The 22,641-nt window shown below is 69.4% G+C and carries 19 protein-coding genes and 1 pseudogene; 11 read left to right on the forward strand and 9 right to left on the reverse strand.

All coding sequences use genetic code 11. From position 1 onward, the window contains the following. Position 1 precedes the first annotated feature (1 nt). The 8 genes from ACIHCL_RS09805 to ACIHCL_RS09840 all read right to left on the reverse strand — a co-directional run bounded on the left by ACIHCL_RS09805 (position 2) and on the right by ACIHCL_RS09840 (position 9,713). A complete protein-coding gene (locus tag ACIHCL_RS09805) occupies positions 2–1,423 on the reverse strand; it encodes an aldehyde dehydrogenase family protein (protein ID WP_399859126.1) in 1,422 nt (473 codons plus the stop codon). After that, entirely contained in the window at positions 1,420–2,688 is a 1,269-nt protein-coding gene (locus ACIHCL_RS09810) for an FAD-dependent oxidoreductase (RefSeq protein ID WP_399859128.1), read from the reverse strand. Before ACIHCL_RS09810 ends, ACIHCL_RS09805 begins: the two co-directional genes overlap by 4 nt. Then, positions 2,685–3,530, reverse strand: coding sequence for an arylmalonate decarboxylase (locus tag ACIHCL_RS09815; protein ID WP_399859131.1), 846 nt, complete (start codon positions 3,528–3,530; stop codon positions 2,685–2,687). The genes ACIHCL_RS09810 and ACIHCL_RS09815 overlap by 4 nt, the downstream gene beginning before the upstream one ends. Positions 3,531–3,830: 300 nt before the next feature. After that, positions 3,831–4,664, reverse strand: coding sequence for an IclR family transcriptional regulator (locus ACIHCL_RS09820; protein ID WP_399859133.1), 834 nt, complete (start codon positions 4,662–4,664; stop codon positions 3,831–3,833). 798 nt (positions 4,665–5,462) lie between these two features. Continuing rightward, positions 5,463–6,875, reverse strand: a complete 1,413-nt coding sequence (locus ACIHCL_RS09825; RefSeq protein ID WP_399859136.1) for an MmgE/PrpD family protein — start codon at positions 6,873–6,875, stop codon at positions 5,463–5,465. After that, positions 6,872–7,699: a cyclase family protein gene (locus tag ACIHCL_RS09830; protein ID WP_399859138.1), complete on the reverse strand. Its 828-nt coding sequence runs from the start codon at positions 7,697–7,699 to the stop codon at positions 6,872–6,874. Before ACIHCL_RS09830 ends, ACIHCL_RS09825 begins: the two co-directional genes overlap by 4 nt. Before the next feature lie 23 nt (positions 7,700–7,722). Beyond that, a complete protein-coding gene (locus tag ACIHCL_RS09835; RefSeq protein WP_399859141.1) occupies positions 7,723–8,529 on the reverse strand; it encodes an HpcH/HpaI aldolase/citrate lyase family protein in 807 nt (268 codons plus the stop codon). Then, a complete protein-coding gene (locus ACIHCL_RS09840; protein ID WP_399859144.1) occupies positions 8,526–9,713 on the reverse strand; it encodes a CaiB/BaiF CoA transferase family protein in 1,188 nt (395 codons plus the stop codon). The genes ACIHCL_RS09835 and ACIHCL_RS09840 overlap by 4 nt, the downstream gene beginning before the upstream one ends. Before the next feature lie 851 nt (positions 9,714–10,564). Here ACIHCL_RS09840 and ACIHCL_RS09845 point away from each other — a divergent pair. From ACIHCL_RS09845 to ACIHCL_RS09855, 3 genes and pseudogenes are all read left to right on the forward strand, one after another. Next, positions 10,565–12,031: a dihydroorotase family protein gene (locus ACIHCL_RS09845; protein WP_399859146.1), complete on the forward strand. Its 1,467-nt coding sequence runs from the start codon at positions 10,565–10,567 to the stop codon at positions 12,029–12,031. A gap of 88 nt (positions 12,032–12,119) precedes the next feature. Continuing rightward, complete coding sequence (locus ACIHCL_RS09850) at positions 12,120–12,941, forward strand: IclR family transcriptional regulator (RefSeq protein WP_399859148.1); 822 nt, start codon at positions 12,120–12,122, stop codon at positions 12,939–12,941. A gap of 67 nt (positions 12,942–13,008) precedes the next feature. After that, positions 13,009–13,202: pseudogene (locus ACIHCL_RS09855) on the forward strand (IS110 family transposase); the annotation flags it as partial. Between the two features lie 19 nt (positions 13,203–13,221). Here ACIHCL_RS09855 and ACIHCL_RS09860 read toward each other — a convergent pair. After that, positions 13,222–14,001 (reverse strand): TetR/AcrR family transcriptional regulator, encoded by a 780-nt coding sequence (locus tag ACIHCL_RS09860; RefSeq protein ID WP_399859151.1) that lies wholly within the window; start codon positions 13,999–14,001, stop codon positions 13,222–13,224. 104 nt (positions 14,002–14,105) lie between these two features. Between ACIHCL_RS09860 and ACIHCL_RS09865 the strand changes: the two genes are divergently transcribed. The 8 genes from ACIHCL_RS09865 (at position 14,106) to ACIHCL_RS09900 (ending at position 22,625) form a co-directional block, all read left to right on the forward strand. Further along, positions 14,106–15,161: an ABC transporter substrate-binding protein gene (locus tag ACIHCL_RS09865; RefSeq protein WP_399859153.1), complete on the forward strand. Its 1,056-nt coding sequence runs from the start codon at positions 14,106–14,108 to the stop codon at positions 15,159–15,161. A gap of 47 nt (positions 15,162–15,208) precedes the next feature. Further along, positions 15,209–16,144 carry an ABC transporter permease gene (locus ACIHCL_RS09870; protein ID WP_399859155.1) on the forward strand — a complete coding sequence of 312 codons (936 nt, stop codon included), beginning with the start codon at positions 15,209–15,211 and terminating at the stop codon, positions 16,142–16,144. A 3-nt stretch (positions 16,145–16,147) separates the two neighbouring features. Continuing rightward, positions 16,148–16,948, forward strand: a complete 801-nt coding sequence (locus ACIHCL_RS09875; protein ID WP_399859158.1) for an ABC transporter permease — start codon at positions 16,148–16,150, stop codon at positions 16,946–16,948. Position 16,949: 1 nt separating this feature from the next. After that, on the forward strand, positions 16,950–18,158 hold the full coding sequence (locus ACIHCL_RS09880) for an ABC transporter ATP-binding protein (protein ID WP_399859161.1): 1,209 nt from the start codon (positions 16,950–16,952) through the stop codon (positions 18,156–18,158). Between the two features lie 181 nt (positions 18,159–18,339). Then, positions 18,340–18,762, forward strand: coding sequence for a cupin domain-containing protein (locus ACIHCL_RS09885; protein WP_399859163.1), 423 nt, complete (start codon positions 18,340–18,342; stop codon positions 18,760–18,762). A 6-nt stretch (positions 18,763–18,768) separates the two neighbouring features. Further along, on the forward strand, positions 18,769–19,884 hold the full coding sequence (locus tag ACIHCL_RS09890; protein WP_399859166.1) for a hypothetical protein: 1,116 nt from the start codon (positions 18,769–18,771) through the stop codon (positions 19,882–19,884). Positions 19,885–19,965: 81 nt separating this feature from the next. Then, complete coding sequence (locus ACIHCL_RS09895; RefSeq protein ID WP_399859168.1) at positions 19,966–21,117, forward strand: M24 family metallopeptidase; 1,152 nt, start codon at positions 19,966–19,968, stop codon at positions 21,115–21,117. Positions 21,118–21,224: 107 nt separating this feature from the next. Beyond that, complete coding sequence (locus ACIHCL_RS09900; protein WP_399859171.1) at positions 21,225–22,625, forward strand: NAD(P)/FAD-dependent oxidoreductase; 1,401 nt, start codon at positions 21,225–21,227, stop codon at positions 22,623–22,625. Positions 22,626–22,641: the final 16 nt, after the last annotated feature.

The raw sequence follows: 22,641 nt of genomic DNA on the forward strand, positions 1-22,641 counted from the left end.
CTCAGCCCTTTCTGTAGACGCCGGGCACGCCCGGCGTGGTGGACGTCCACACACTCTTGGTCCACGTGTAGAGGTTGACGGCGTCAGTGCCGCCCTCACGGCCGTAGCCGGAGGCGCCCACCCCACCGAACGGGACGAGATCGGACAGGATGCGGTAGGTGTTGATCCAGACCGTCCCGACGCGCAGCTCAGCAGCCAGGCGGTGCCCTCGTCCCGGATCCCCCGTCCAGATCCCGGCGCCGAGCCCGAAGCGAGTGTCGTGCGCGAGCGCCACGGCCTCGTCCTCGTCGGCGAAGGAAGCGGCGCACAGAACAGGTCCGAAGATCTCCTCGGTGAGCAGCGGGGAGTCGTCGGCCACTCCGGTGAACACCGTCGGTGCCACCCAGTTGCCGCCCGCCAGTGTGGGCTCGTCGGGGACCGCGGCCCGCGCGACGACCGTCGCCCCGGCGGCGGCCCCGCCGGCGATAAGGCCGCGGGTCTTGTCAGCCTGCGGTCCCGTCACCTGCGGTCCGACCTGTGTGCCTGCCACCCGCGGGTCGCCGACGCGCAGGCCCTCGACCCGCGTGGTGAGCAGTTCCAGGAACTCGGGATACACCTCGCGCTGCACGTACAGTCGCGATCCGGCGATGCACATCTGGCCGCACGATCCCGCGAAGCCCTCGACCACGCCGTCGGCGGCGGCGTCGAGGTCGGCGTCAGCGAAGACCAGCTGGGGGGACTTGCCGCCCAACTCCAACGCGGCCGGAGCGTAGTGCGCGGCGGCGGCCGCGCCCACCGCCGCACCCGTGCGGTCCGAGCCGGTGAAGACGACGAGCTTCGTGCGCGGGTCGGCAACCAGGGCCCTGCCGAGGTCGCCGCCGCCTGGGATCACCTGTGCGATCCCGTCGGGCAGGCCCGCCTCGGCGAGGACCCCGGTGACGATTTCTTGGAGGAGCAGCGCGGTGAGCGGGGTCTCCTCGGCGGGCTTGACCAGCACGACGTTGCCGAAGGCGAGCGCGGGCGCGATCTTCTTGGCTGCAAAGAAGTACGGCACGTTCCACGGGATGACCCCGGCGACGACGCCGTACGGCTCGCGCACGGTGTAGGTGTGGAACGGGCCCGCGACCGGGATGACGGTGCCGACTGCCTTGTCGGCGTAGCCACCGTAGTACTCGAAACAGGCGGCCGCCCGGTCGGCCTCCCGTCGGGTGTCGGCCGGGAGCTTGCCCGTGTTCAGCGTCTCCAGGTGCGCGATCTCCTCGGCCCGGGCGCGCATGCGGCGACCGATCTCCACCAACAGTCCCCCGCGCTCGCCCGCGGGGACGCGACGCCAGACCGGCGCGGCGGCCTCAGCGGCGCGCAGCGCGGCATCCAGACCGTTCAAGCCGGTGTCGGGCACTTCCTGGATGGTCTCGCCGGTGATGGGTGACAGCACGGCGGTCATGGGCGGATCACGTCTTTCGTACCTCGGTCTTCCAACAGCCCTGTCGTAGGAGCGGAGTCGAACATGCTGAGCTGCCACAGGTGGTGTGCTGCGGCATCGGAGTCGTCGGCCAGCGCGCACAACCCGGCCAGCCGCTCCTGGCGCCCCTCCAGGGACGTCGTGTCGATACCGGACCGGACCGTCCTGGTGGCCGGTTGCACGATCTCCTCGGCCACGGCCCGCCTCGTCTCGGCGTAGCGGTTCGCCGCGGCGCTCTCGGCCACAGCGTCGCCGTCCGCCAGCGGCGGGCCGAGCCGTTGGGCGAGATCGAACACGTCGTGCAGTCCCGAGTTCAGGCCCATGCCGCCGGTCGTGCTGGACAGGTGGGCGGCGTCGCCGGCCAGCAGCACCCGTCCAGCCCGGAAGGCCGACGCGACGCGCTGGTGACTGCGGTACAGCCGATGCTGCTCCAAGGGTGTCTCCGCCCAGGCGCGGCCGCCGAGGAGGCAGTCGAGCGCGTCGGCGAAGGCGGGGTGCGGACGGGCGGGGTCGAGGTCTGCGGGCCGGTCGTCGGAGCTGTCGCCGGTGCTCATCGCGACCCGCCAGATGTCGGGGGTGCGGATCAGCGACAGCCGCCCCGACGGCCCGGTCCAGTACGACACCGGAGCGAGGTCGTCGAGAGCCTTCTCGAACGGGAAGCGGGTGGCCGCCACCAGGCTCATCGTCGGATAGGTGTCGCCGTCGAAGGCCAGCGAACACAGCTCCCGGACCGTGCTGCGCGCGCCGTCCGCGCCCAGCACCCAGCGCGCCCGCAACACCACGGGTTCGCCTGCGGCATCCTCGACGGTGAGGACCGCGTGGTCCGCGTCCTGCTCAAGGCCGGTCAGACGGTGCCCGAACCTGATCTCCACCAGCGGGGTGCGGTCCGCAGCGTCCCGCAGGAGGCGCATCAGCTTGTACTGCTCGAACTGGAGCCGGAAAGGAAACCGGGTACAGGAGGACAGCAGGGAGTAGTCGAAGGTCGCGCTCTCCACGGCCTCCAGGTCGCGGAACTGGAGACGGTCCACCCGGACGCCGCCGGACGCTGCGGCATCGGCGATGCCGAGCAGATCGAGCAGTTCCAGCGTCGGCGGGTGCAATGTGGAGCCGCGCCACTCGGTGCGCAGCGCGGGGCCGTCTGCTTCCAGGACGACGACCGGGACTCCGGTGCGGGCGAACACCAGCGCGGCGGCCAGGCCGACGGGGCCCGCACCCACCACGACCAGCGGCGCGTTCCTGTCGCTCATCGGGCTCCTTCCAGGGTGTCACGGTCGAGTCGGCGCAGTGCCGCACCTGGCGCATGGGCCAGCAGGCCGCCCGCCCCCGCCACGCGCGCCAGCGCCCAGGCTCCGGCGAGGTTGGAGGACAGCACCGGGATGGGGGAAGAGGCGGCGACGGCGTCGAGCGCGGCGAGGCTGGGTGCCCCGGTGCCTGTCACGACGACCGCGCGCCCGCCCGCGGGAGTCTCGGTGGCCAACGTGGCCCGGACCGCGGCGCCGACGTCCTCCGGCGCGGTGTCGTAGATGGCGCCTGTACCGCTCAGAGGGAACTCCCGGACGGAGAGCCCGGCGCCGCGCCAGAACGCCGCGCACTGGTCGGTGAGCCAAGCGGGATAGGGAGAAACTAGGGAGACATGGGCCGTGTCGAGCAGGCTCAGCGCCTCGGCCAGGGCCCCGGCGGACGTCAGGACGGGAAGACCGAGCCGCGCCGACTGGGCCGCCGACCAGGCCCGGTCGCCCTCGACGCCCAGCGGGTAAGTGGCGCCCGTACAAGCCACCAGCACCGCAGACAAGCCGAGCCCGCGCAGCGAGTCAAGGCTGTCCTCCGGATTCTCGCGGTACCAAGTCAGCCTGTCGCGCAGGTCCAGGCCCGCAGGCGCGACGATCCGCGCGGTATAGCCCACCATGCGGGCCGGCAGAAGCCGCTGGATTTCGGGCTCCACTGTTGGATTGGACGCGGGGACGACGATCCCGACCCGGACCGTGCCACTCACCGCTCGGTCCCGTCGGCCCGGCGGCGCGCCGACCGCAGGCACGGCGCTGCCGTGCGGCGGAGGGAAAGGGCTGTTGGGGGTTATGTCAGGAGGCATCCGTTGCACATCCTTCGCTGAAGGGGCGTGCCCGTCCCGTCCGTGAGCAAGGAAACGGTGAAATGGCCGGTCGTGGCGGGCTGCGGCGCCAGGGCGGACACGCGGTGGATCAGGCAGGTCAGAGGCTCGGGCCGTGACCGGCAATGCTTGCCCGGAAGGAGCGTCGCCCGGTGCGTGCGAGGGGAAGGCGGCCGAAAGCTCTCGTGCGGGGTCTCCCCTGCTCGAACAAAGTCGAGCTCGAAAAAGGGCCAGGCGCCGCGACGGGGCAAGCGTTGCCGGGAGCGGCACCAGAGAAGGCGACTAGTGTTCCCTCCCCTCGCGCTCGACCCACCCCATCTGGGCGGACAGCCTCCGGGCTGAGTCGAGCAGGGCGGAGACGCAGTCGTCGACCTCCTCGCGGAACCGCTCAAGCGGTCCACACACGCTGATCACGGCCGCGGGGCGGCCGAGATGATCCAGGACAGGGGTGGCGACGGAGGCCGCACCCGACATGCGCTCGGCGAACGACTGGGTCCAGCCCCGCAGCCGGATCTCCTCCAGTTCCTTGCGCAGCCGCCCCACGTCGTCAATGGTGTGGCCCGTCGGCGGGTCGCGCCTGGCCTGCACCAGATACTCCTCGATCTCCTGCTTCGACAGGAAGGCAAGAAATGCTTTGGACGATCCGCCGGAGTGCAGCGGGTAGGGCACCCCGAGGGACACGCTCATGATGACTTCTCGCTCGGGCGTCACCTGGTCCGAGTAGACGCGAGTCCACCCGGTGCGCAGCGACAGGGTCGCGGTTTCGTCGGTGCGCTGGGACAGCAGCGCAAGTTCGGGTGCGACGATCCGGCGGATCTCGAGACGGTCGAGGTAGGAAAGACCAAGCCGCATGGCCCCGACTCCCAGGGAGTAGCGCCTGCTGACCGGGTCGAGCTGGATGAGCTGCTTGCCACGCAGGGAGGCGAGCACGCGGTGCACGACGCCCTTGGACATACCGAGGGCGTCGGCGATCTCGGTCACCCCGAGCGTGGTCGTCGGCGTGTCGGCGAAATGCATCAGCACATCCATCGCGCGTTCGACCGTCGCGATCACCTGGCCGGTCGCTTCTTGGGAAGTACTATCGCCGGCGTCGGCACTCTGCTTTCTGGGGGACATGGAGTTCTCCTGTGGACGGCTAGGTTCGGTCGGTCATTGGAATACCGAAATCCAACCCTTGCCGGTCCGTCAGCAGCATTTTCAACTGTCGGGAATTCCCAGGGTTGCGTCGACGGACCGAAAATGCGGCAGGCTTTCCTGCCAGCCCCGCCTCGGGGCATTCCGGGCGGCAGCCCGCTCGCGATGTTGGAAATCTTCCGCCTCGGCAGCCGAGCGGAACCGGGCCTCCCCCTTCTTTCCCACATACGCGGGGGTTTGTTCCACCTATCGTAACGTCGTTCCACTGAGATGGGAAGATCTCGGCCAAAGAATGGGTGGCCAGAAATAGCCGTAGAGACGCTTTGCTGCTTCATAGGTGGCCGAACGCGGGTTACGACGTCTGACTCCGAGACGAACCGATACTGATGGCCTTTCCCCGCACGGGAGTTCGGCGTTCGGACCGGTGCGGGGACGGCCGCGTTGTTGGACCGGCCCCGCTACCTGGTCGGGGCATTCCCAGGATCGCCGGGACACCGTGAAACGGACGGACAGCGGGCGGTGCCGCTTCTCCGTCCGCCCCGCTTCTCCGTCCTTCCCGCTTCTCCCACAACCCTGTCCACCAGCTCAGGCGGACAGGACTTGGTCGAAATCCCCAGCTCCAGACACGGCACCAACCCGGGTCAACCACACGCAGGTTCCAAAAGAACGACGTTGCCATGTGTTCGACAGGTGGAGCAGCCATGCCGGCTCAGAGGCCGGGCGCCCCCTTGCGGAGCCGCGGAGCAGGCAATGAGGGCACACGGCAAGCGGCGGGAAGGGTCAGCCCGCTGCTGGAGCACGCAGCACGGCGGCGAAGGCCGCGAGGTTCGGGGCACTGTGCAGACCGTAGGTGCGCGCGGTGATCTCCTCGGCCTCGGCCTCGGTGACCACTCGCGTAGCGTTGAGGCGGAACTTGGTCGCCAGCTCCTCGTCGCTCAGCGGATTGTCAGGCCCGCCCCGGTTGACGTCCACCCGCTCCTCCAGGAGCTCTCCGGACTCCAGGCGGACGCGCAGAACCGCCGGGAACTGGTGCGGGAAGATCTCGTCGCACCGGGTGTCGGGCACGCAGCGGACCTTGGCAGCCAGGGCGAGCCGCGCCGGATCGGCCGCCGCCTCGTCGGTGAAGTCCTCGTGGAAGACGCCGAGACCACCACCGCCCAGCAGCCCCGCCGCAACCGTGTAGGGACCGGAGAACGCTGCGTGGTAGCCGGACTTCGGCCGGATCTTGTCCTCGACTGGCTCGCCGATCGTTCGCAGCACCGGTGTGGGAGCGCCCAGCTCAACGTCGACAATCTTGGAGACGTCCAGGCCGCGGGCTCGGAGCCGGCGGGCGGCGTCGATCCCGGCGTGGGTGAAATGGTTGCACGGGTAGGGCTTGAAGAAGATGCCCGGCAGCTCCCACCGCTCGCCGAGGTCGTTCAGCAACGGCTCCAGGTGGTACTGGTCTCCGCAGAACGCCTGGAGCAGGCCGAAGCGGCCTTCCAACACGGTCGGTGGGCCGGTGAGCCCGGTGCGGGCCATGCCTGCGGCAGTGACGGCGGCGTGCGCGGCCCAGCCGCAGTGAACCCGTTTGACGGTGCCGCCGGTGCGGTTGGCCTCCAGAAGGCCCGAGCCCATGCTCGCGGCGATGCCCAGGGCGTGCGCGATCCCGGCGGCGTCCAGGCCCGAGAGCATCGCACCCGCCGCCGCGCCGCCCAGCGCGCCGCAGATCGCGGTGGCGTGCAGGCCGCGTTCGAAGAACACGGAGTTTCCCAGGGCTGGGTCGTAGCCGGCCATACCGACGCGGACGGCGATCTCCACACCCACGCCGACCGCGTCCAGCAGCTGGGCACCGGACGCGCCGCGTGCCTCGGCAGCTGCAAGCGCGGCTGGCACGACGGACGCCGACGGGTGCAGTACCGATGGCAGGTGCGTGTCGTCGAAGTCCAGGCAGTGGGCGAGCGTGCCGTTCAACAGCGCGGCGCTGGGCTCGGGCAGCGCAACGGCCTGTCCGAGCGCGGTGGACCGGCCTTCGCCGCCCCACTCGGCGACGAGCGCGCCGACGGACTTGGCAGGCGGCTCGGACGTCGCGGCAAGGCTGTTGCCCAGGACGTCCAGGATACGGCGGGCAGCGTCCTCGCGCAGTTCCGCTCCGAGCCCACGTTCGCGGACGCCCGCGGCGAACATGGCCAGCGATTCAACGGCGGTGCTCACGCGCTCACCGCCGCCAGGGGCCGTACGGGCGAGCCGGTGCCGCCCTTGATGCGCAGCGGCGCCAGCAGGAAGACGAACTCGTGGACGCCCTGCCCGGCCAGTTCTTCCAGGTTCAGGTGCTCCATGATGTAGATCCCGCTTTCCACCAGCAGCACCCGGTGCACGGGCAAAACCGCGTGGCCCGCGCCCGCCGGAATCTGCTCGTACGCGGTCGTATCGGCACCGGTAGCGACGACACCGCGCGCCGCCAGCCACTGGGCGGCCTCGACGGTCGCGCCGGGCACGCCCGCCGCCTTGCCGAGGTAGGCACCGGCATCGCCGAAGTTGCGGGCCCAGCCGGTGCGGACGAGTGCGACGTCGCCCTCCCCCGGCTCGGCGCCCGCGCGCTCGGCAGCGGCCTCCAGGTCGGCCATGGTCACCCCGTAGCCGGGTGGCAGCGTCGGGACGCCGTGGACGGCGGCGACGTCCAGCAGGACACCCCGGCGCAGCAGGCCGGGCAGCGTCTCGGCGCCGTGCATGGTGAACGCGCCGCCCTTCTGGGCGTCAGCCGCGTCCACCCCGCCGTGCAGCTCACCGCAGTGGCTGACGTGCGAGAGCGCGTCAATGTGGGTACCGACGTGGCCGCCGGTGACGATGATCTCGTTGGCGGCCGACCCACCGTCGGGGCGTTCCATGTCGCCGTGGCGGCGGATCAGCGTCATACGGAAGCCGGGGTGGTTGGGGGAGCACGGCATGCCGGTGAAGAACGGCTGGCCGAGCTCGATGAGCCGCACCCCGGCCGCGACGGCGGCCAGCAGCGGATCTGCAGAGGTGGTCTGGGACATTGTCTTCCTCGTTCTCGGGAGAATCAGGAGGTCTCGTGGGCGTCGGCGAGCGCGGCGAGTCGGCGCGCGCGTTCCAGGACGGCCCTGTCGACGAACCGCCCTGTGGCGTCAACCCAGGCGGCGCCGTTGCTGTCGGCGCGGGCAAGCAGGTCGTGCGCCCAGGCTGTCTCGCCGGGGTCAGGGGCGCAGGCCTCGTGCACGACCGGGATATGCGTGGGGTGGATGACGGAGCGTCCGAAGAAGCCGGCGGCGCGGCCGGCCGCGGTGTCGGCGCGCAGCCCGTCAAGGTCGCGGACCGCAGTCCAGACGCTCTGGGCCGGGCTGGGCAGCCCGGCCGCGCGAGCCGCGACGACGACACGGGAGCGCGGCCACGCCAGGGCACTCCCGCCGGCGCCCAGGTCCGCGGAGAGATCGGCCTCGCCGAGGGAGATCCCGCGGACCAGCGGGTGGGCGGTCGCTAGAGCGAAAGCGTTTTCAACGCCCAGTGCGGACTCCACCAGGGGAATCACTGGCACGCCGAGGGCGTCGGCCACGCGGCGCAACTCGCCGGGCTCCTCGCACTTGGGAACGCGAACGCCGACGAGCGCGCCGGGCGCCGCAGCGAGCGCAGCGACATCGGCCCGTCCCGCCTCAGTGGCGGGGTCGTTGATCCGAACATAGGCGGGCCCGCCTTCGCCGAGCACGTCCAGAACGACGCTGCGGGCCCCGTCCTTGGCATCTGCGGTGACCGCGTCCTCCAGGTCGATCACGACGGCGTCGGCGGGGCCGGCCAGTGCCTTGTCGATCCGGTCGGGCCGGTCACCCGGAACGTACAGCCAGGAGCGGATCATTTGATGACGCCCTTGCCTCGGAGGGTGGCCAGGTCCTCCGCGGTGACACCGTAGCGGGCGAGTACCTCCGCGGTGTGCGCGCCCAGTGCGGGCCCGGCGCTGCGGATCTCACCGGGTGTTTCCGACAGTCGGAAGAGAACGTTCTGCATGCGGATCGGGCCGAGCTCGTCGTCCTCGACGGTGGCGATGCTGCCCAGGGCCTGGAACTGCGGGTCGGCCAGCACGTCGGCGGCATCGTAGATGGGCGCGACGGCGGCCTGTGCCGCATCGAAGGCGTTGATCACCTCGGCGCGATCGCGCTGGGCGATCCAGCCGCCAACGGCCTCGTCCAGTTCGTCGGCGTGCTCGGCGCGCTGCGCGCCGGAGTCGAACCACGGCTCGTCGAGGAACTCACGGCGGCCGACCAACTGCATGACGCGCTCGGCCACCGACTGGGCGCTGGTGGAGACGGCAACCCACTTCCCGTCGCGGGTGCGGTAGGTGTTGCGCGGCGCGTTGTTGGCCGACCGGTTGCCCGTGCGCCTTTGCAGTGTGCCGAGCTGGTCGTAGGTGATGATCTGCGGGCCGAGCAGGGTGAGGATCGGCTCGATGATGGCCATGTCCACGACCTGGCCACGAGCTGTCTGCTCACGGGCGCGAAGTGCCGTCATCACAGCAAAGGCGGTGGTGAGCGCGGTGATGCCGTCGGCGAGGCCGAAGGGCGGCAACGTGGGCGGGCCATCGGGTTCGCCGGTGATGGCGGCGAACCCACTCATCGCCTCGGCGAGGGTGCCGAAGCCGGGCCGTGAGGCGTACGGGCCGAACTGGCCGAAGCCGGTGACGCGGGCCAGCACCAGCCCGGGGTTGATCCGGCTCAGCTCGTCGTAGCCCAGCCCCCACTTCTCCAGGGTGCCGGGTCGGAAATTCTCGATGACGACGTCGGCGTCGGCGACCAGTCGGCGGAAGAGGTCCTGGCCCTCGGGCGCACCGAGGTAGAGCGTGATCGCCTTCTTGTTGCGGCCGATCATCTTCCACCACAGGCCGACACCGTCCTTCTGCGCGCCATGGTGGCGCACCGGGTCGCCCCTGGGGTGCTCGATCTTGATGACCTCGGCACCGAAATCCCCGAGGAGTGTCGCGGCGAGCGGTCCGGCGAACAGTGTGGCCGTGTCGATGACCCGCATCCCATCCAGGGCGCCTGCCATGGCGTCCACTTCCTTTCCTCGTCATCCCGCACCCCGAACCCCTACCAGCGTTCCCCTCAACGGAACACGCCGGAGTCGACGACCGGCGTCCGATTCGGGCTGGGAGGGTCCAAGTTCGCACCGCCCAGCGGTGCTAGTCAAGCATGCAGGGAAGATTGACCAAGGCGACGGAAAGATGTCACGATAAAGGAACAACAAGGAAGCGTTCCCCTAGGCGGAACGCATGGAGTGATTCATAGAGGACAGTGCGGGCAGGAAGGGCAACGCAGAAGTGATGAGCGCGACGGAGTCCGGTCACCCGGATCCGGTGGCGGCGGGCGCGGCCACCCTGCGGGCTACGGGCATTCCGCTGGACTGGGCAACGGACGACGCTTCGGTGACAAGACTCGGCGCCGTTTCGAGCACGCCGTCGAACTGGCCGCCCACCCTGGCCCGACCGGCTGGATCGCCGTTGGCCAGACCCCATACGGCCGGCGCCAAGATTTCCGCGACATCGACAACTCCGGCCATAGGCAGGCGACGTCGTGTTCTGCCAGGCCCACCTCCCCGCCCGCCGACGCCCACGTCCGCCACCACAGGAAACCCCCGCCCCGTAAGCCGCCGACCGAACCGTCCCCACGCTGTCCGCACCCCCAGGACGACCTGATCGTGGGCGAGAACGCCTCCGGCGGGCCCGGCCGGCCTGTACCCGCCGCGAAAGGAGCCGCCGCCGGGATCTCCGGCCGCGGCGCCGACGATCAGCCGGGCAACGCTCCGGCTCCCGCCCTTGGCCTCATCTGCCTGGCCGCTGACCACCTTCCCCCACTCCCGCAGACCGACTACCCGCTCCGATTCCCTGGAGGACCGTTTCCATGGCATCCATCGAACTGCTGCTGAAGAACGTCCGCGTCGTCCGACCCGGCGCCCCGGACGGCGTACCCCCCTTGGGTGACATCGCCGTCGCCGACGGCAAGGTCGTGCGTATCGCCCCGAACCTGCCTGAGGGCGATACCGCAACTGTCGTGGACGGGGGAGGCAAGCTGGCCTTCCCCGGGGTGGTGGACGCGCACCAGCATTGGGGCATCTACAACGAGCTGTCCGCCGACACCGCTTCGGAGAGCCGGGCCAGCGCCCAGGGCGGCGTGACGACCGCGCTCACCTACATGCGGACGGGCCAGTACTACCTGAACAAGGGTGGCTCCTACCGCGACTTCTTCCCCGAGGTTCTGTCACTGTCCGAGGGGAACGCCTACATCGACTACGCCTTCCACCTGGCGCCGATGTCGGCCGAACACATCGGCGAGATCCCGTACCTGGTGGAGGAGCACGGCGTCACGTCATTCAAGATCTTCATGTTCTACGGCAGCCACGGTCTGCACGGCCGCTCGACGAGCCAGAGCGACTTCCTGATGATCCCGCCGAACGAGCGCTATGACATGGCGCACTTCGAATTCGTCATGCGCGGTGTGCAGAATGCCCGGGAGATCCTCACCGAATACGCCCCGCATCTGTCGCTGTCTCTGCACTGCGAAACAGCCGAGATCATGACGGCCTACACCAAGAAGGTCGAGCAGGACGGCACGCTCACCGGCTTGCGTGCCTACAGCGCCTCCCGCCCGCCGCACTCCGAGGGCTTGGCCGTCACCATCGCCTCCTACCTGGCGCACGAGACCGGCCTGCCGAACATCAACCTGCTGCACCTGTCGTCCGAAAAGGCCCTGGACGCCGCCCTGCGCATGGCCGGGGCATTCCCGCACGTGGACTTCCGCCGTGAGGTCACCATCGGCCACCTGCTCGCCGACGTGGACACCGCGCACGGCCTGGGCGGCAAGGTCAACCCGCCGCTGCGCGACCGCGAGGACGTCGAGGCGTTGTGGCGACACGTCCTGGCCGGCGAGGTCGACTGGGTGGTGTCCGACCACGCCTGCTGTCGCGACGAGATGAAGTTCGGCGCCGACCGCGACGACATCTTCCTGGCGAAGTCGGGCTTCGGCGGCGCCGAGTACCTGCTGCCCGGCCTCGTCGGCGAGGGCGTCAAGCGCGGCCTGTCGCTCCAGGCAATCGCCCGCCTGACCTCCGCCAACCCCGCGCGCCGCTATGGCCTGCTCAACAAGGGCGACCTCGCCGAAGGCTACGACGCCGATATCGCCCTGGTCGACCCGGACGTGAACTGGACGGTCCGCGCCGCCGACTCCGAGTCGACCCAGGAGTACAGCCCGTTCGAGGGATTCGCGATGACCTCCAAGGTCACCGACACCTTCGTGCGTGGCACACGTGTGCTGGCCGACGGCGAGATCACCGGGAAGCCTGTGGGCCGCTACGTCAAGCGTGGCCGCTGACTGGTCCACCATCCGTTCCGGCCACGCGACCGTCCGCGCAGGGCGGCCGCGTGGTCTTTCCGCATCACCGGACATCTAGGATCACGACGTGACTGAAAAGAGTGCCATCAGCCGCCCGGAGCCGCGCAGCCGCACAGAGGACGTGGGCACCGAGACGGCCGCGCGGGTCGCCGACGTGCTGCTGCTGTTCGCGGGCGGCCCTCAGTATCTGGGCGTCAGCGCGATCAGCCGCAAGCTGGGCCTGTCGAAGGCGGTCGTGCACCGCATCCTGCGCTCACTGGTGTCACGGGAGATCCTCCAGACCGATCCGGACATCGCCGGATACCGACTCGGGCCCGCCGCTGTTGCGCTCGGCGCCATCGCACTGTCCCGCTTCGAGATACGGACTGCGGCGATGCCGGTGCTGCGCAGACTGCGTGACGAGACCACCGAGACGACTACGCTGTCCGGACTCGTTGGCGAAGAGCGGGTCTACCTCGCCCAGTTCGAGTGTCCGCGCGAGGTCAAGATGACCGTGGAGGTGGGCCGCAGGTTCCCGCTGCACGCAGGCTCGTCCGGCAAGGCAATTCTGGCGTTCCTGCCCGGGGATCGCAGGGAGACGGTGTTGGCCCGTCCGCTGGAACCGCTCACCGAGCGCACGATCACCGACAGCGCCGCGCTGCGCGCCGAACTGGCCGAGATCGCGCGGGAGGGGGTCGCAGTGTCCATGGGGGAACGCCAGAGCGACGCGGCCTCGATCGCCGCGCCGCTCATCGGCCCTGACGGCGAGGCTCACGGCTCAATCAGCGTGTGCGGACCCAGCCACCGATTCACGCCGGAGCTGGTGGCGCACACACGGGAGTTGGTACTGACTGCGGCCGAAGAGATCAACCGGAGCTGGGCCTGGCTGCGCACTCCCGAGATCCGCTGACTCCTCACGTCCGCGACCCCGGCGAGCGGCACTTGGAGGGCTGCCCATTCGGCGGTCGGGCTGGTGACGTCAGCGCCGGCTGTTCTGCATGTCCGCGATGATGCGACCGGGCCCGTCGAGGCGCTAAAGAAACGCGCCGAGGGCCTGATCGACATCCAGGCACTGCTCGCACTCGCCCGCCGCCGCGTCGACGTGCTGCGGGCGATGCTGCGCGACAGGAGGCCGTTCGCCTCCGCCCCACCGGTCGCGCAGACCGCTTGACCTCGTCATTGAGATTCTCTCACTCCTGGAGCGCCCTCATCAGCGGGCTCCAGTCGATTCCGTCGCCGGGCTCCGGCTCCTCAGGGTAGTACGGGCTGATGATCCGGGGCAGTTCCTGAAGGGCACGGTCGCGGACCTCGTCCTCGATGCCGAGAATCCGGCACGCCATGTCGATGAGCAGGTCGAACATGCCTTCCTCATCGAGCGAGTCCCCAGCCATCAGGACGTGCACGGCGGCCCCGTCGGCGAGAGACATCAGGATCAGGCTGAGCCGGTCGGCGGGCAGGGCCGGGCGGAAGTCCCCGGTCCGCACGCCCGCGTCAATGGCGTTGCGGAACGGTTCCTCCCAGCGCTGGTACACGTTCTGCGCATAGGTGTGCAGCGTCGCGTCCCGGTTGGCGGCCGACCAGAACTCGATCCAGAACGACCAGCGTTTACTGAAGGGCGCCCACCCGGCGACCTGGAACCGCAGCAGCGCGAAGAGCCTGCGCACCGGATCGGGCTCGCGCTCCGACATCGAGCGCCAGGTCGCGAGGGTCAGCTCCAGCATCGAGCTGATCGTCTCGGTGATCAGTTCCTCGCGGCGCCGGAAGTAGTGCTGCACCATCCCCAAAGAGACGCCCGCCTCCTGGGCGATGTCCTTCAGGCGGGCTCCATCCACGCCATTACGGCAAATCACTTCGCTTGCTGCGCCGATGAGTTGGAGCCGTCGCCAGGCCGTCAGGTCGATGTCGGCCACGGCGGAGCCGGCCCGCCGGGAGCTGTCCTGTCCGTCGGTGTGCGCGCTCTGTGGAGCCATCTCTGCATGTCCTCCCGGATCTCGCGAAGTGGGAACGGGTATTGCCAACCGGATCGTCATCACAATAATAAGGCATTATTGCCACCTCAAAGGGGGGATCAGCTGTGTACTTCCCATCTCGCCGCCTGGGCGTGACGGCGGCTGTCGTCACTCTCACCGTGATCACCGCAGGATGTTCCACCGGCTCCAGCAGCGCCGGCAGTGGGAGCAAGAAGCTCACCTTCACCTCGTACGGAAGCGGGTACCAGGAGGCTCAGGCCAGGGCATGGCTGACGCCCTGGGCCACGACCGAGGGCGTCACGGCGGTCCAGGACCAGCCGACCGACTACGCCAAGATCAAGACCATGGTCGAGGCCAACCGCGTGACCTGGGATGTTGTGGACACCGAGCCGTTCTTCCCGGTCGGCGCCTGCGGCAAGTACGCGGAGAAACTCGATTTCAACAAGATTGACAAGTCGAAGTTCCCGAAGGGCACGGTGAGTGACTGCGCGGTGCCGGACGCGATGTACTCGCTGGTGCTGGTCTACAACCCCGCGAAGTACCCCGACGCTCAACCGGCCTCGATCGCCGACTTCTTCGACACGAAGAAGTTCCCCGGCAAGCGCCTGGCCCCGGGCTTCGCCACCGGCGGCGCCATTGAGGCCGCCCTGATCGGTGACGGCGTCACCCCCGACAAGCTCTACCCCCTCGACTACGACCGCGCCTTCAAGAAGCTCGACACGCTCGGTAAGAACCTCAGCTTCTGGGAGACCTCCGCGCAGAGTCAGCAGGCCCTGGAGTCCAAGCAGGCCGATATGGCCCTGGTGTGGTCGGGACGCGCGTACATGGCCGCGAAAAACGGCTCTGCGTACAAGCCGGTGTGGCAGGACAACATGCTGGCCTACGCGGTCCTCATGGTCCCCAAAGGCGCCCCGAACAAGGAGCGCGCCATGGACTTCATCGCGTACGCCACCGGTCCCAAGGGGCAGGCCACCTTCGCCGAGGACCAGCCCTACGCGGTCGTGAACTCCGACGCTGAGCCGAAGCTGGACAACCTCGCCCAGGCGTGGAACACCGCCCGCTCCGACATCCAGGACAAGGGCTTCTACCAGAACGTCGGCTGGTGGGCGAAGAACCAGGACCAAGCCACCAAGCGCTGGACCGACTGGGCCACCGGCTGAGCCGACGGACGCCGATCGGCCGAACTCCGGAGAACAAGGTGACCACCATGACCAACCTTATGACCAGCACGGGACGAGCCCGTGCTCCCGGGCAGGATCCGGGTTCCGACGCTGGGCGTGCCCCGGCACGTACGCCGCGCCACCGGGTCCTGGGCGACCGGAACCGGCAACTGCTCCTGCTGGCCCCGGCCGTCCTGATGCTGCTGGTGTTCTTCGCCTATCCGTTGGTGGACATCATCTGGCAGGCGTTCACGGACCCGGCGCCGGGGCTCGGCAACTTCAGCGACCTGCTGGCGGACCCGACCACCGCACGGGTCGTGGTGCGCACCCTGCTCACCTCGTTCGTCGTAGCCGTCACCACCCTGGTCCTCGCTTACCCGTACGCGTACCTCATGACGGTGTCCGGGCCGCGGACCCGCGCGGTGCTCATGGCGCTGGTCCTGCTGCCCTTCTGGACCAGCCTGATGGCCCGCAACTTCGCCTGGATCGTGCTGCTCCAGGACGGCGGACCGCTCGGCATGCTGGGGTCGCTGTTCGGACGGGACGGGGGGCTGCTCGGTACTGCCCCCGGCGTGGCGATCGGCATGATCCAGGTCCTGCTGCCCTACATGGTCCTGCCGCTCTACAGCGTGATGAGCGGGATCGACCGGCGGCTGCTGAGCGCGGCGTCCGGGCTCGGCGCGGGGCGGTTCACCAGCTTCCGGCGGGTCTATCTGCCGCTGTCCATGCCGGGTGTGATCTCCGGGACGACCCTGGTATTCGTCCTCGCCCTCGGCTTCTACGTCACCCCGAAGCTGCTCGGCTCCCCCAAGGAGTCGATGGTCGCTCAGGTCATCGGCACCAAGGTCGAGAAGCTGCTCGACTTCGGCGGGGCGGGGGCGTTCTCCGTGATCCTGCTGGCGATCACCGCGCTGCTGCTGCTCGTGGTGGCCCGCGTGAGCCGGGCGGGCGCGGTCCTCGGTCTGTCCGGAAAGGAGCGCTGACCCATGGAGAACCAGCTCTTCCGCGGCGGCATCGGGCTCAGGCTCTGGGCTGCCCTGGTGGGCGCCGTCCTGGTCGCGCCGACCCTTGTCGTCATCCCGCTCTCCTTCACCGGCAAGCGCAGCTTCGCGTTTTTGCCGGAGAGCTGGTCGCTGCAGTGGTACCGGAACTTCTTCACCAACCCGACGTGGCGTGACTCGCTCGTCACCTCGCTCCAGATCGCCGTCGCCGTCGCGGCCCTCGCCACGGTGCTCGGCACCCTGGCGGCGCTGGCCCTGGACCGGGGGCGGTTGCCCGGCAAGGGGCTGATCAACGGCCTGCTGATGGCGCCGATGGTAGTGCCGCAGATCGTCGCCGCCATCGCCGTGTACGCGGCCTTCCTGAGTTGGGGGCTGTCCGGTACCGCTCTCGGTTTCGTGGTGGCGCACACCGCGCTCGCTGTGCCCTTCGTGCTGGTCGCGGTCTCCACCAGCCTGCGCGGCTACGATCGTCGGCTGGACCGGGCCGCCGCCATGCTCGGCGCGACCCCGTTCACCACCTTCCGGCGTATCACGGCACCGCTCATCGCGCCGGGCGTGCTCTCCGGAGCGGTGTTCGCCTTCGTCACCTCGCTCGACGAGGTCGTCATCGCGTTCTACCTCCAGAGCCCGACCCTGCACACCCTTCCGGTGACCATGTTCAGCAGCGTCACCGTGGAGACCGATCCGACGATCGCCGCCGCATCGAGCATCGTGCTCGTCGCCACTACCGCGCTGATCCTGCTGCCGCAACTGCTGCGGCGCACCGGGCGCGAGGGGGAACGCTGACATGGCCGACACCACCACCGCTTCGACCGACATTCCGACTGCCGCGTCCCCGCCCAGTGCGTCCGGGGCGGCGCGGGCCCGCGGTGCTGCGGTCTGGCTGCGGCAGCTCACCAAGCGCTACGGCGGACGGGCCGCAGTGGACCGGGTCTCGCTGGACATCGAGGTCGGGGAGTTCATGACCTTCCTCGGCCCGTCCGGTTCCGGCAAGACGACGACGCTCAACATGATCGCCGGGTTCAGCAGGGCCACCGAGGGCAGCATCACCGTCGACGGTGTGGACGTCGCCGGTCTGCCGCCGCACCGGCGTGATCTCGGAATGGTCTTCCAGCACTACGCGCTCTTCCCGCACATGACGGTCACGAAGAACATCGCCTTCCCGCTGGAACAGCGCAAGGTGCCCAAGGCCGAGATCGCGACGCGGGTCGCAGAGGCCCTGCGGATGGTCCAGTTGGAGGGGATGGCCGACCGGCTTCCCAGCCAACTCTCCGGCGGGCAGCAGCAGCGGGTGGCGCTGGCGCGGGCCGTCGTCTTCAACCCGCGCGTCCTGCTGATGGACGAACCGCTGGGCGCCCTCGACAAGAAGCTGCGCGAACAGCTCCAGGGCGAGATCGCCCGGATGCACCGAGAGCTGGGCATCACCTTCGTGTTCGTCACCCACGACCAGGAGGAGGCGCTCGCTCTCTCCGACCGGATCGCTGTCTTCAACGAGGGCCGCATCGAACAGGTCGGCACTCCCGAGGAGTTGTACGAGCGGCCTGCGACCCTCTTCGTCGCTCGCTTCCTCGGCGAGTCCAACGTGTTCACCGGACGCCGCACGGCACCGGGCGTCCTCACCGGCGACGGCTACGAACTGGCTGTCCCGCCCGGCACCGACACTGCGGTGGGCGGGAAAGATCAGGTCGCCCTGGTGGTACGGCCCGAGCGTATGCGGCTCCTCGCGCCCGGTGAAGCCGCACCTGAGGCACACAACACACTCGACGCCACGGTCACGGAGATCGTCTACTTCGGTGCGTACCGGAGGGTCGCTGTTGATCTGGCCTGCGGCCAACACGTCCAGCTCCGGGAAGCGGCCGGACAGGAGCAGCAGCTGCGGCCCGGCTCCCCCGTGAGGGTCGCATGGCCCGTCGAACAGGCAGCGCTGGTACCGGTCGCGTCGGACGGCACCGAGACGTCCGGGGGCGCGAAGGGAGCCGACGCCATGGACGCCTGAGAGACCGGCGGTTCGCCCGTCCGAGCACCTGGACCGCTACCGGCCATGTCCCGTACGCGCCGCGTGCGGGGGCGGTCGGTGCGCTACCGAGCCGTTCGGAAGAGACCCGTAGGCGTTCCGAGGGCCGGCCCCGGACGCCCCAGCTCGCGACACCCCTTTCCAGCCACCTGAGGAGTGAGTCATGTCCCACGGCAGCAGCGCCGTTCCCGGCAGAGTCCCGCCCAGTGTCGTCGCTCTCGCCGATGTGCCAGTCACCCCGGCCGCCGAAGCGGTGACCAGGGTGCGGATCGCCCGCGTCATCACCAAGCAGCGCAACGGCTCCAACCTGATGCTCGGCGCCGCCTGGATGGAACCGGGCGAGCGTACCAACGTCTGGTCCTCACGCCAGGACGACGAAGTCGCCGACGGCGACCACTGGTACGGTCCGGTCGAGGAGACGTACTTCATCATCCGCGGACACCTTCGGCTGACCTGGGACGAGGGCCACTTCGACCTGGGGCCCGACGACTGTGTCTACCTCGCGCCGGGCTGGACCTACCACCTGGAGAACAACGGCGACGAGCCCGCGTTCTTCACGTACTCGATGACCCCCTCGCAGGAGTAACAGACCGTGGGCGAAACCATTCATGTGTTCTGGGACGAGCGCGTCCTGGATCACGACACCGGGTCCGGCTTCTGGGAGGCCGCCCCCTCCGATCTCCTTGCCGAGCAGGAATTGCACCCCGAAAACGCCGCGCGGGTACGCAACATGAAGGCGGTGCTGGAACGCGGGCCGGCCGCCGAGCACCTCGTGTGGCACCCAGGACGCCTCGCGACCGAGGATGAACTGACCACCGTGCACACGGAGTCGTATGTCGAAGAGGTGCGCGCCCTGTGCGAGCAGGGTGGCACCGCCCGGCACTGGCTCACCTCCACGACCACGATCGCACCTGGCTCCTGGGAGCCGCTGCTCGCGGCGGCCGGGACCTGTCTCCAAGCCGTGGACGCGGTGCTCGACGGTGTGTGCGGCATGGCGTACGCGCTGGTCAGACCACCCGGCCACCATGCACAGCCTGCGCAGGCCGACGGCTACTGCGTCTTCGGGCACGCCGCACTCGCCGCCCAGCGGGCACGGGACCGAGGCGTCGACCGGGTCGCCGTCGTCGACTGGGACGTCCATCACGGCAACGGCACCCAGGAGTGCTTCTACGACCGACCCGACGTCCTCACCGTCTCGCTGCACATGGCGCATGGCGCATGGGGCAGCACTCATCAGCAGACCGGCTGCCCGGACGAACTGGGGCGCGGCACGGGCCTCGGGCACAACATCAACATCGAACTGCCGGTCGGTTCGGGCGACCAGGCATACGCCAACGCGATCGAGCAGATCGTCCGGCCCGTCCTGCGGCAGTACCGGCCGGGACTGATCGTCGCCGCGTCGGGACAGGACGCGGCCACCTTCGACGCCAACGGCCAGCACAACGTGACCATGGCCGGCTTCCACCGGATCGGTACCCTGCTCGGCGAGCTGAGCCGAGAGCTGACGGGCGGTCGGCTCGTCCTCACCCAGGAAGGCGGCTACGCGCGCAGTTACGCCGCCTACTGTCTGCACGCCACTGTTGAGGGACTGCTTGGCCGCCAACCCGGACTCGCCGACCCGATCGCCTACGTGCCCGACGACGTCACCCGGGGCGACGCGGCACTCGACCGGGTCCGTGCGGCGTTGGCGCCCCACTGGGACCTGTGACCCGTATCCCGACTGCCCCCCTTACCGCCGAACTCGACGGCGCCTCATGCCATCCGTACACCTCAACCGCCGGAGAGCACCATGGAACTCCCCTTCACACTGCCCACCTACGACGACCGACTGCGCCGGGTCCGGGCCCGGATGGCCGCCCAGGGCCTCGACGGACTCGTCGTCACCATGCCCGACGTCGTGAACTGGCTCACCGGCGTCAGCTCTGTGGGCTATCTCTGGCCACAGGCACTGGTCATCGACTCCGGTGACGCGGAGCCCGAGTACGTCACACGCACCACCGAGGAACCGGGCGTGCACATGCTGTCGTGGCTGCGCTCCCCGCGGGTCTACGACATCGCAACGCAGGATGCCGTCGAGGTCATTGCCGAGAGCGTGCGCGAACGCGGCCTCGACCAAGCGACAGTCGGCATCGAACTGGAGGCATTCACGCTGCTGCCCGGCAACTGGGACCGGCTGCGCGCGCTGCTTCCTGGTGTCCGCTGGGTTGACGCGACGCAGCTCGTACCGGAGGAGCGGTTGATCAAGTCCGCGGCCGAGATCGCGTATCAGCGGCAGGCCGCCGAGATGGCCGACTACGCCATGGAGCAGGTCTTCGCAGCGGTCCGGCCGGGTGTTTCGGAGACCGAACTCGCGGGCATAGCAAGCAAGGCGCTCGGTGAGGCGGGCAGCGAGTTCGCCGCGATCCCGCCGATGGTCGTCTCAGGCGAGCGCAGCGCGCTGGTACACGCGATGGCCTCGCGACGGACCCTGTCCCGGGGTGACGTGGTCTGCATCGAGTTCGCCGGAGTCGTGCACCGCTACCACGCGGTCCTGATGCGCACCGCCGTGGTCGGACAGCCGTCGCCCCGGGTCCAGGAGGTCGCGGAGTGTGTGGAGCGGGCCACCGAGGCGGCCATCGCCGCGGCGGGCCCCGGTGCACCGGCGCCCGCCCCGGACGACGCCTGCAACGCGGTTCTCGGTGAACTGGACCTCGTACGACGTCGCTGCCACCGCATCGGCTACAGCCTCGGCGTCGCCTACCCGCCCGGGTGGTTGGAGCCGATGACGCTGGTCGAGGGCGACGAACACGTGCTCGCGCCCGGGATGTCCTTCACCATCGAGCCGAATCTGCATCTGCCCGACGAAGGCTTCGGGATCAAGATGGGTGACACCGTGCTGTGCACGCCGGACGGTGCCCGCAGCCTCTCGCGGCTGCCCCACACACTGCACGTCGTCGACTGACGCGCGCCGGATCAACCGTCGGTGGCGGCCGGTGCGTGATCGGCCTCCACTCGTCTCGTACCACTACCTTCACCTCCCCTACCGCTCCTGAACGGAGGCATCCCACCGTGAGCGTCCCCTACACCGACGCGCTCGCCGAGGCCAAACCCCTGAGCCCCTGGCTCGACAGCCCGGACGCCCCGGCGCCACAGCCAGCGCTCACCCAGAACATCACCTGCGATCTCGCCGTCGTCGGCGGCGGCTTCAGCGGACTGTGGACCGCACTGCTCGCCAAGGAGCGCGATCCATCGCTGGACGTCGTCCTGGTCGAGGCACGCACCGCGGGCTGGGCAGCGTCCGGCCGCAACGGCGGCTTCGTCTCCGCCAGCCTCACCCACGGCCTGGGCAACGGTGCCGACCGCTGGCCAAGGGAGCTGGCCGACCTGGAGCGCATGGGCCTGGAAAACCTCGCCGAGATCGAAGAGACCCTACGCCGGTACGGCATCGACTGCGGCTTCCGGCGCGACGGCAAGCTGTGGGCGGCCACCGCGCCGCACCAGGTGGACATGGCCCGGGCGATGTGCGACCTCGCTGCGACGCACGGCCGCTCGATCGGCTTCCTCACCCGGGACGAGATCCGCGCAAAGGTCGACTCACCGACCTTTCTGGCGGGCGCCTTCGACGCCGAGGGATACGCGCTCACCGACCCAGCCCGGATGGTCTGGGGCCTGCGCGAGGTGTGCCTGAGCCTGGGCGTACGGATGCATGAGAACACCCCGGTACTGCGGATGCGCGAGGGCAGCCGAGGAGTCGTCCTCGACACCGCCTACGGCAGGATCGGCGCCCGGCAGGTGGCACTCGCGACCAATGTCTTCCCCGCGCTACTGCGCCGCCTGCGCCTGTACACGGTGCCGGTGTACGACTACGTACTGACGACCGAGCCGCTGACCGACGACCAGCTCGCATCGGTCGGTTGGAAGGGCCGCGAGGGGATGTCGGACCTGGGCAACCAATTCCACTACTACCGGCTCACCGACGACAACCGGATCCTTTGGGGCGGCTACGACGCGATCTACCACTACGGCAACGGGCTACGGGACGAACTCGACCAGCGCCCCGAGACGTTCGCGAAGTTGGCCGACCACTTCTTCACGACATTCCCGCAGTTGGCGGGAGTGAAGTTCAGCCATGCGTGGGGCGGGGCCATCGATACCTGCACCCGCTTCACCGCCTTCTACGGTCAGGCGATGAACGGGCGGGTGGCCTACGCGCTCGGATACACGGGGCTCGGTGTGGCAGCCAGCCGGTTCGGGGCAAACGTGATGCTCGACCTGCTGTCCGGCCGTGACACCCCACGCACCCGCCTGGAGATGGTGCGTACCAAGCCGCTGCCCTTCCCGCCGGAGCCGGTGCGGTACGTGGGCGTCGAGTTGACTCGGCGCTCCCTGGACCGCGCCGACCACACCGGCGGGCACCGCAACCTGTGGCTACGCACACTCGACAGGTTCGGACTCGGATTCGACTCCTAATACCAATGCCGTGCAG

The organism is Streptomyces sp. NPDC052042, from assembly GCF_044548345.1.
Taxonomy (GTDB): Bacteria; Actinomycetota; Actinomycetes; order Streptomycetales; family Streptomycetaceae; genus Streptomyces.

Bases quoted from the DNA above. Each gene is read 5' to 3' on its own strand.
- ACIHCL_RS09805 (WP_399859126.1), bottom strand. From the start codon at position 1,423: ATGACCGCCGTGCTGTCACCCATCACCGGCGAGACCATCCAGGAAGTG.
- ACIHCL_RS09810 (WP_399859128.1), bottom strand. From the start codon at position 2,688: ATGAGCGACAGGAACGCGCCGCTGGTCGTGGTGGGTGCGGGCCCCGTC.
- ACIHCL_RS09815 (WP_399859131.1), bottom strand. From the start codon at position 3,530: ATGCCTCCTGACATAACCCCCAACAGCCCTTTCCCTCCGCCGCACGGC.
- ACIHCL_RS09820 (WP_399859133.1), bottom strand. From the start codon at position 4,664: ATGTCCCCCAGAAAGCAGAGTGCCGACGCCGGCGATAGTACTTCCCAA.
- ACIHCL_RS09830 (WP_399859138.1), bottom strand. From the start codon at position 7,699: ATGTCCCAGACCACCTCTGCAGATCCGCTGCTGGCCGCCGTCGCGGCC.
- ACIHCL_RS09835 (WP_399859141.1), bottom strand. From the start codon at position 8,529: ATGATCCGCTCCTGGCTGTACGTTCCGGGTGACCGGCCCGACCGGATC.
- ACIHCL_RS09840 (WP_399859144.1), bottom strand. From the start codon at position 9,713: ATGGCAGGCGCCCTGGATGGGATGCGGGTCATCGACACGGCCACACTG.
- ACIHCL_RS09845 (WP_399859146.1), top strand. From the start codon at position 10,565: ATGGCATCCATCGAACTGCTGCTGAAGAACGTCCGCGTCGTCCGACCC.
- ACIHCL_RS09860 (WP_399859151.1), bottom strand. From the start codon at position 14,001: ATGGCTCCACAGAGCGCGCACACCGACGGACAGGACAGCTCCCGGCGG.
- ACIHCL_RS09870 (WP_399859155.1), top strand. From the start codon at position 15,209: ATGACCAACCTTATGACCAGCACGGGACGAGCCCGTGCTCCCGGGCAG.
- ACIHCL_RS09875 (WP_399859158.1), top strand. From the start codon at position 16,148: ATGGAGAACCAGCTCTTCCGCGGCGGCATCGGGCTCAGGCTCTGGGCT.
- ACIHCL_RS09880 (WP_399859161.1), top strand. From the start codon at position 16,950: ATGGCCGACACCACCACCGCTTCGACCGACATTCCGACTGCCGCGTCC.
- ACIHCL_RS09885 (WP_399859163.1), top strand. From the start codon at position 18,340: ATGTCCCACGGCAGCAGCGCCGTTCCCGGCAGAGTCCCGCCCAGTGTC.
- ACIHCL_RS09895 (WP_399859168.1), top strand. From the start codon at position 19,966: ATGGAACTCCCCTTCACACTGCCCACCTACGACGACCGACTGCGCCGG.